At 69.9% G+C, this 8,401-nt stretch carries 9 protein-coding genes; 4 read left to right on the top strand and 5 right to left on the bottom strand.

Annotated features, from left to right (window positions below; translation table 11 throughout):
* Positions 1-104: 104 nt before the first annotated feature.
* From ACFXI3_RS05815 to ccrA, 4 genes are all read right to left on the bottom strand, one after another.
* Positions 105-1,220: an adenylate/guanylate cyclase domain-containing protein gene (locus ACFXI3_RS05815; protein ID WP_378398259.1), complete on the bottom strand. Its 1,116-nt coding sequence runs from the start codon at positions 1,218-1,220 to the stop codon at positions 105-107.
* 4 nt (positions 1,221-1,224) lie between these two features.
* On the bottom strand, positions 1,225-1,674 hold the full coding sequence (locus tag ACFXI3_RS05810; RefSeq protein WP_344269696.1) for a universal stress protein: 450 nt from the start codon (positions 1,672-1,674) through the stop codon (positions 1,225-1,227).
* Between the two features lie 56 nt (positions 1,675-1,730).
* Positions 1,731-2,972, bottom strand: coding sequence for a chromosome segregation protein (locus ACFXI3_RS05805; protein ID WP_378398266.1), 1,242 nt, complete (start codon positions 2,970-2,972; stop codon positions 1,731-1,733).
* A gap of 129 nt (positions 2,973-3,101) precedes the next feature.
* Entirely contained in the window at positions 3,102-4,442 is a 1,341-nt protein-coding gene (gene ccrA, locus ACFXI3_RS05800) for a crotonyl-CoA carboxylase/reductase (protein WP_344269699.1), read from the bottom strand.
* A gap of 203 nt (positions 4,443-4,645) precedes the next feature.
* Here ccrA and ACFXI3_RS05795 point away from each other — a divergent pair, with 203 nt between their 5' ends.
* Both ACFXI3_RS05795 and ACFXI3_RS05790 read left to right on the top strand, forming a co-directional pair.
* Positions 4,646-5,014 (top strand): SPW repeat protein, encoded by a 369-nt coding sequence (locus ACFXI3_RS05795; RefSeq protein WP_378398258.1) that lies wholly within the window; start codon positions 4,646-4,648, stop codon positions 5,012-5,014.
* Between the two features lie 33 nt (positions 5,015-5,047).
* Complete coding sequence (locus ACFXI3_RS05790) at positions 5,048-5,641, top strand: TetR/AcrR family transcriptional regulator (protein WP_344269704.1); 594 nt, start codon at positions 5,048-5,050, stop codon at positions 5,639-5,641.
* 3 nt (positions 5,642-5,644) lie between these two features.
* On the opposite strand, the gene mce is transcribed toward ACFXI3_RS05790, so the two are convergent.
* Positions 5,645-6,106, bottom strand: a complete 462-nt coding sequence (gene mce, locus ACFXI3_RS05785) for a methylmalonyl-CoA epimerase (protein ID WP_037811910.1) — start codon at positions 6,104-6,106, stop codon at positions 5,645-5,647.
* Between the two features lie 140 nt (positions 6,107-6,246).
* Here mce and ACFXI3_RS05780 point away from each other — a divergent pair, with 140 nt between their 5' ends.
* Entirely contained in the window at positions 6,247-7,434 is a 1,188-nt protein-coding gene (locus ACFXI3_RS05780) for an acetyl-CoA C-acetyltransferase (protein WP_378398257.1), read from the top strand.
* Position 7,435: 1 nt separating this feature from the next.
* Positions 7,436-8,401, top strand: coding sequence for a methylmalonyl Co-A mutase-associated GTPase MeaB (gene meaB, locus ACFXI3_RS05775; protein WP_344269711.1), 966 nt, complete (start codon positions 7,436-7,438; stop codon positions 8,399-8,401).

Here is an 8,401-nt window from a genome sequence, read left to right as displayed (position 1 = left end):
TCTGTTTAATCAACGTCCGTTTCGGCCCCCCCCCCCTCCCGCCGCTGTTCGTGAGGGGAACCCTGAGGGAATCAGAGTCCGTCAGGGTTCCCCTCACGGACGGTTTAGCGGCGTCGGCGGCGTTTGCGTGGAGCAGCGGGGGGCGGGAAGTCGTCCGGTTCCGGGGTTTCGGGTGGAGTGGGGTCGCCTAGGCCTAGCATTTCTGCGGCCAGTTGCTGGGAAGACGCGAAGCGGCCGGTGGGTTTGTCCTTTGCCCGTCGTAGCGCCGATGGGCGTAGGCGGTTGTAGCCGCGTACTGCGATGGGGCGTCTGGTGCGTAGGTCGAATTCCGGCAGCGACTCCAGTTGCCCGGCCAGTTCTCGGTCTACCAGCACGGTTCCGGGGCGGGCGGCTGACGTGAGGCGGGCGGCCAGGTTCACCACGGAGCCATAGACGTCGCCGAAGCGGGAGAGGACCCGGCCCGACGCCATTCCGGCTCGGACTGCGGGTAGGCCGCCGTCTTCGCCGGTTCGTTCGGCTAGCGTCAGGGCGATTTCCGCGCCGTCGGCGGGGGAGTCGGTGACGAAAAGGACTTCGTCGCCGATCATCTTCACCACCCGGCCGTGGTGTTCTGCGATGACTTCGGTGGCCAGGGATTCGAAGCCGTCCAGGACCTGGGTTAGTTCTTCCTCGTCGGCTTCTCTCGTGAAGCGGGTGTAGCCGACCATGTCCACGAAGCCGACGACTAGCGCGCGCGTTTCCAGGTCCTCGTCTGGGCTGGCGAAGGCGCGGCCGGCGAAGGCGGCCAGGTGGCGGCGCCAGACGTAGTTTTGTACTTGCTCCAGTTCCGGGAGCAGGCGTTCCACCAGGCGAGTCACTTGGCGGTCGTTGCGGGCCAGTTCCGGGTTTTCGGTGATCAGTGCCCACAGCATGTGGACCTGCCACTCGGCCAGCCGGGAAAGATGCTGGCCGAGGGCACGGGTCACCGCGACTTCCATGCCGGGCGCGACTAAGCCGGAGCTCACCAAGCCGTCGGCGATGCGCATGGCTTCGACGTCCGCGTCGGTGAACACCATCTCGTCGTCTTCGACGGTGGCGAAACCCAGCGCCCGCCACAGCCGGCGCGAGCGTTCTTCGGGTACGCCGGCCCGTTTCGCTACTTCGAGCCGGGTGTAGCGGCGAGGCCCGCCGAGCAGGGCGCGTTCCAGGCGCTGCTGCAGGTCCCTGGAGGAATCAGCCACGGACTCAGGTGGTGTGCACGATCAGCACGTCGACGCCCGACTTCCGGGCCACTTCCGCCGGGACCGAGCCCAGGATCCGTCCGGCGAGGGTGTTCAGGCCGCGGTTGCCGACCACCAGCAGATCAGCTTTGCGGTCCTTCACGACCTTCCGCAGCATGTCGACCGGCTGGCCTTCCAGCGCGACCGTTTCGATGTTCGCGGCGCCGGCCTTCGCCGCGCGGTCCCGTGCGGACTGCAGCGTGTCCTCGGCGGGCGCGGACCCGACCACCTGGTAGGCCTCGTCGCCCAGCTCGTCCTGCGCGCGTTCCACGTCTTGGCGGCTGGCCGGGTGGTACGCGCAGACGACGACGAGCGTCGCTCCCGCGTCGGCAGCCACCCCGGCGGCCTTGTCCACCGCGGCGAAGGACGAGTCGGACCCGTCCGTGCCCACCACCACAGTCCGATAGACAGCCATCCACAACCTCCCGGCGATCGGTCAGCGGGGCGGCGCGGCCCCTTCGCGGGGGAAGGTTACTCGCCAGTCGGTTTTCCCGCCGGACGCGGTTGCGGCTGCGGCTTGGGCACGTCGGACGTCCGCAGCCGGACGGTCTGCTCGACGTCGCGGCTCACCGCGGGCTTCGCGCTGTTCGCGGAGGCGTTCTTGGCACCCTGACCAGCGGAATTCTGGCTGGCGCCGCCCGTGCCCGACGCGGTGGCGCCGCTGGCCTGCGTGCCGTTCTTGCCGGACTTCGGCCCAGACCCGTTGGCTTCGTCGACCGCGGCCTTGATGTCCGCGGGAACGGCCCCGTCGGTCTCGCCGAGCACGTGCTGCGCCTCGGCCAGCACGGTGCGCGCCGACCGGACCTGCTCGGCCAGGCTCGCCCGGACCGTGCGCAGGGCCTCGACCCGCTCGTTGGCCTGGGTGATCCGGCGGTTGGACTCGTCGGTGGCGGTGCGGACGCGGCGGCGGGCCTCGTCGGCCGCTTCCGCGAGGCGTGCGTTGGCCTCGGTGATCGAGTCCTGGCGGCGCTTGTTCGCGTCGGCGACCGATTCGCGCTGGCGACGGTCGATGTCGGCCTTCGCGGCCGTCTCCTCTTCCAGCACCTTGGCGCGGATCGCGGCCGCGTCCTCGGCGGCCTCGCGGACCCGGCGCTCGGCTTCCGCCTTGCTGGCCGCCTCCTGCTCGGCCAGCACGCGCATCGCCTCGGCGCGGCGGGTGGCCATGGCGATCTCGAAGTCTTCCTCGACCTGCGTGCGGCGGGCCTCGGACTCCGCGTCGAGCTTCTTGCGCTCGGCCTCGGCCTCGTCGGTGATCCGCTTGGCCTCGGCGCGCGCGTCCTCGAGCACCTTGCGGTGCTCGGCTTCCATCTCCTTGCGGCGCAGGTCGAGCTCGGTGAGCAGCTGCTCGTACCGGGCGCGCATGGCGCTGGCGTCGGTCTCCGCCTTGGCCCGGATGTGGCCGGCTTCGGCCTCGGCGCGGGCCCGCGTGTCGGCGGCCTCGTCCTGCGCCAGCCGCAGCATCCGCTGGAGGCGCTCGGACAGGCCCTCGACGCTCGTCGGCGGCTGCGCGAGCCGGTCGACCTGACCGCGGAGATCGGCGATCTCGCCGCGCGCGACTTCCAGCTGCCGGGCCAGGTCGCCGGACTGGGCGATGGCGGCGTCGCGATCGGCGGTGAGCATCTTCAGGTCGCCGTCGAGCCGTTCGAGGTGCTCGTCGACCTGCGCTCGGGCGTACCCCCGCTTCGCTACGTCGAAGCCGGCTCCCAGCGGCACGAGTTCGCGTTCATCGCCAAGACTCATGACACCACCGTAGTCGCTCCGCGGTCACGGACGGGTGAGCACCCACGGGGTCCGGCCGCTCGTGCGGCGAGCGGCCGGACCGAAGGGGCAGGTGGTCTGCCCTCACGCGCCGCGGAACGCGTTGATTCCGTCGAGGTGCTTGGCGCGCAGTTCCTCGTCGCGCACGCCGAGCCCTTCTTCCGGGGCGAGGGCGAGCACGCCGACCTTGCCCTGGTGCGCGTTGCGGTGCACGTCAAGGGCGGCCTGGCCGGTCTCCTCGAGCGAGTACGTCTTCGACAGCGTTGGGTGGATGAGGCCCTTCGCGATCAGCCGGTTGGCCTCCCACGATTCGCGGTAGTTCGCGAAGTGCGAGCCGATGATCCGCTTCAGGTTCATCCACAGGTACCGGTTGTCGTACTGGTGCATGTAGCCCGAGGTGGACGCGCAGGTCACGATGGTGCCGCCCTTGCGCGCGGCGTAGACCGACGCGCCGAAGGTCTCGCGGCCCGGGTGCTCGAACACGATGTCCGGGTCCTCGCCGCCGGTCAGCTCACGGATCTTCGCGCCGAACCGCTGCCACTCCTTCGGGTCCTGCTCGTTCTCGTTCTTCCAGAACTTGTAGCCCTCGGCGGTGCGGTCGATGATCAGCTCCGCGCCCAGCTTCCGGCAGATCTCGGCCTTCTCCGGGCTGGACACGACGCACACCGGGATCGCGCCGCCGTTGAGCGCGTACTGCGTCGCGTACGAGCCCAGGCCGCCGGACGCGCCCCAGATCAGCACGACGTCGCCCTGCTTCATGTCCGCGCCGTTGCGCGACACCAGTTGCCGGTACGCGGTCGAGTTCACCAGGCCGGGAGAGGCGGATTCCTCCCAGGTCAGGTGCGCCGGCTTCGGCATCAGCTGGTTGGCCTTGACCAGCGCGATCTCGGCGAGCCCGCCGAAGTTCGTCTCGAAGCCCCAGATCCGCTGCTCGGTGTCGAGCATCGTGTCGTTGTGCCCGTCCGGGCCTTCCAGTTCGACGTTCAGGCAGTGCGCGACGACCTCGTCGCCGGGCTTCCAGTTGTGCACGCCCGCGCCGGTGCGCAGCACGACGCCGGACAGGTCCGAGCCGACCACGTGATACGGCAGGTCGTGCCGCTTGGCCAGCGGCGAGAGCTTCCCGTACTTGCGCAGGAACTTGAACGTCGGGATCGGCTCGAAGATCGACGTCCAGACGGTGTTGTAGTTGATCGCGCTGGCCATCACCGCGACCAGCGCCTCGCCGGGGCCGAGCTCGGGCGTCGGGACGTCGTCGACGTGCAGCGAGCGGCGCGGGTCCTTGTCCCGGCTTTCGAGGCCCTCGAACATGTCGACCTCGTCTGCGTGCACGGTGACGCCCCGGTAGCTCTCGGGCACGGGCAGCTCGGCGATCGCGTCGAGGCGGCCGTTCAGGATCGCCTGCTGGATCTCGTCGAGGTGCGACATCGGGAACCTCCAGGGGGTCGGTCGCGGCACGCGACAGCACGAAATTACTCGTCGGTAACCGGGGGGCCTCACTGTACGAGACACGCACCCCTTACACGAGTCGAAGTGTGACGCACGAATCTTGACCGGCTGGCCAGTCAAGGCGCATAGTCGGCAGTGGGAAATCTCCCTGAACGGCTCTTTTCCGGCGGAGGTGAGCACGAATGAGTGAAGTCTCGACGCGCGCCTGGACGCGGCCCTACGACTGGGCCGAGGTCGTGATTGGTGTTGTCGCCGCTCTTTCACCCCTTTGGCTGAGCACGAACACCACGATGGTGTGGACGATGGTGGTCCTCGGTGCGCTGATCGCGATCGACGGCCTGGTGTCGCTCGCGACGCCGAGCATGATTTACGGCGAGGGCGTGCAGATCGTCCTCGGCGCGTTGCTGTTCATCGCGCCGTGGGTGATGGGGTATACGGAATTCAACGGGGCGTCGTGGACGTCCTGGGTCGGCGGTGCGCTGACGATCATCGCCGGCGCGGCCGCGATGCCGGAGGCCAACGCCGCCCACCGGATGGCGGGCCAGCACTGATCGAGGCAGCGGAGCCTCGACGAGGAAGGTGACATGACCGACGACTCGGCGAAGGAACGGATCCTGTGCGCGGCGGAGGAGCTGTTCGCCGAGTCCGGCTTCGAGGCGACCCCGACGTCCCGCATCGCGGAGCGCGCCGGGGTCCCGAAGGGCCTGGTCCACTATTACTTCCGCCGCAAGTCCGACCTGCTGGCCGCGTTGGTCGACCGGCTGCCGGACGAACGCATCGAACCCGCCGCGGTCGTCGTCCCCGGCGACCTGGCGGGTTCCCTGCGCAGACTGGTCGGCGAACTCGACCGCCGGTTCACCGGTTCGCTCGGGCTCTCGCACCTGCTGTGGCGCGAGGCCGACACGCACCATGTGGTCCGCGACGCGCTGTCCGAACGCTTCCAGCAACTGGTCCGGCTGATGCGATCGGTGATCGTGGCCGCGACCGGCGGACGGCTCGCCGGGGCGGACATCGACAACGCGTCCGGGCTTTTGGCCCGCGCTGTCACGCACCGGCACGCGACGGCTCGGCACACCGGGGACGACCGGCCCGCCGAGTTCGATGGCGAATTGACGTTTGTGGCGAATGCGTTGTCGGCACGGGCGGTTAAGGGGAAGCCGCCTGCTTCGGCGGTGTGAGCGTCAGTGCGAGGCGGCGGGCTCCACCAGTTCGACCAGAACCCCGCCAGCATCCTTCGGGTGCACGAAGTTCACCCGGCTGTTCGAGGTCCCGCGCTTGGCCGCGTCGTAGAGCAGCCGCAGGCCCTGCGCCCGCAGCGCCTCCGCCGCGGCGTCCACATCGGACACTCGCAGCGCGAGCTGCTGCAGGCCCGGCCCGTTGCGGCCGATGAACTTCGCGATCGTCGAATCGTCGCGGGACGGGGCGAGCAGCTGGATCATCGTCTCGGTGCCCGCGGTACCGGGGGCGCGCAGCATCGCCTCGCGCACGCCCTGCTCGTCGTTCACCTCCTCGTGCGCGACCTCCAGGCCGAAGTGGTCGCGGTGGAAGGCGATGGCCGCGTCGAGGTCGGGCACGGCGATGCCGACGTGGTCGATCGCGGTCACGAACGGCTTGAGCACGGATGCGCTGGGCTCGGTGTCCATACCGGGGAGGATAAGCCCCGCGCGGCCGCGCGGAACCCCGCGTGCGCCCCCTCACACTGGCTCCATCAAGACGCGCCGGGAACCCGGTCCAGGCCGTATCGTGGGAACACTGCCAGTGCACCGATGCTTTGGAGGACGTCGTGTCCGGTTCCGTGATCCTGGGCGCTGCCCGTACCCCGATCGGGCGGCTGCTCGGCTCGTTGAAGGACTTCTCGGGAGCCCAGCTGGGCGGGATCGCGATCAAGGCCGCGCTCGAACGCGCGGGCGTCTCCCCGGACCAGGTCCAGTACACGATCATGGGCCAGGTGCTCACCGCGGGCGCGGGCCAGATCCCGGCGCGCCAGGCCGCGGTCGCCGCGGGCATCCCGATGGACGTTCCGGCGCTGACCATCAACAAGGTCTGCCTTTCCGGCCTCGACGCGATCGCGCTCGCCGACCAGCTGATCCGCGCGGGCGAGTTCGACCTCGTCGTCGCGGGCGGCCAGGAGTCGATGACGCAGGCGCCGCACCTGCTGCCGAAGTCCCGCGCGGGCTTCAAATACGGCGACACCACGCTGGTCGACCACATGGCCTACGACGGCCTGTTCTGCGCGTTCGACCAGGTCGCGATGGGTGTTTCGACGGAGAAGCACAACGCCCGCTACAGCGTCACCCGCGAGCAGCAGGACGCGTTCTCCGCGCGTTCGCACCAGCGGGCCGCGGCCGCGATCGACGCCGGGTTCTTCCGTGAGGAGATCGCGCCGGTTTCGATCCCGCAGCGCAAGGGCGACCCGGTCGTCTTCACCACCGACGAGGGCGTGCGCGCGGACACCACCGGCGAGAGCCTCGCGAAGCTGCGTCCGGCGTTCGCCTCGGACGGCACCATCACCGCCGGTTCGGCGTCGCAGATTTCCGACGGTGCCGCCGCGGTGATCGTGGCCAGCCCGGAGAAGGCGGCCGAGCTGGGCATCACGCCGCTGGCCGAGATCGGCGCGCACGGCGTGGTCGCCGGTCCGGACGCGAGCCTGCACGAGCAGCCGTCGAACGCGATCCTCGCCGCGCTGAAGAAGGCGAAGCTGGAGGTCGGCGACCTGGACCTGGTGGAGATCAACGAGGCGTTCGCCGCGGTCGGCCTGGTGTCGAGCGAGAAGCTCGGCCTGGACGAGTCGAAGGTGAACGTCAACGGCGGCGCGATCGCGCTCGGCCACCCGATCGGCGCTTCCGGCGCGCGGCTGGCCGTGCACCTGGTGCACGAGCTGCGCCGTCGCGGCGGCGGTCTCGGCGCGGCCGCCCTGTGCGGTGGCGGCGGCCAGGGCGACGCGCTGCTGATCCGCGTCCCGTCGGCGTAAATTGGCCGGCCCGGACCTCGATGAGCTGGTCGGCCGCGCGCGGGAAGGACAACCGCGCGCGGTCGCCCGGCTCATTTCTCTTGTAGAGGATTCCTCGCCGCGCGTGGCGGATATCGCCCGCGCTTTGACGCCTTACACCGGTCGCGCTCGCGTCGTCGGGCTCACCGGCCCGCCCGGGGTCGGGAAGTCGACCTCGACCTCCGCGCTGCTGACTGCGTTGCGCGGCGAGGGTTTACGGGTCGGGGTGCTGGCGATCGACCCGTCGTCGCCGTTCTCCGGCGGTGCGCTGCTCGGCGACCGGATCCGGATGACTGAGCACGCCACCGATCCCGGCGTGTTCATCCGCTCGATGGCCACCCGGGGCCATCTCGGCGGGTTGTCCTGGGCGACCCCGCAAGCGGTGCGGGTGCTGGACGCCGCCGGGTTCGACGTGGTGCTGATCGAGACTGTCGGGGTTGGACAGTCCGAAGTGGACGTTGTGAAACTGGCTGATACCACGGTGGTTTTGCTGGCCCCGGGAATGGGCGACGGCATCCAGGCGGCGAAAGCGGGAGTGCTGGAGATCGCGGATGTGTTCGTGGTCAACAAAGCCGACCGCGACGGCGCCGACGCGACGGTGCACGACCTGAAGCAGATGATCACCTTGGCCCGCCGCGAATTGCGCGGGCCGAGCTGGCGGCAGCCGATCGTCCGCACGGTCGCGGCGAAGGGCGAGGGCGTCGACGAGGTGGTGTCGGCGTTGCGCACGCATCATGAATGGCTTGTCGCGCATGGGGAATTGGACCGCCGCCGCGCCGCTCGCGCCCGCGAGGAAGTAGCCGCGATCGCGTTGCGGAGGTTGCACGCGGAGCTGGCGGATCTTCGGCACGGCGATCGGCTGGGCGAGTTGGCGGCGCGAGTGGTGGCCCGGGAACTGGACCCGTTCGCGGCGGCGGACCGGTTGATCGGGGAACTAAAGGACTCGTGA

It is taken from the genome of Amycolatopsis sp. NPDC059235 (genome assembly GCF_042754125.1).
GTDB classification, from domain to species: Bacteria; Actinomycetota; Actinomycetes; order Mycobacteriales; family Pseudonocardiaceae; genus Amycolatopsis; species Amycolatopsis albidoflava.
Note: the sequence above shows the minus strand (reverse complement) of the source record. Positions and strands in the feature narration are given on the sequence as shown.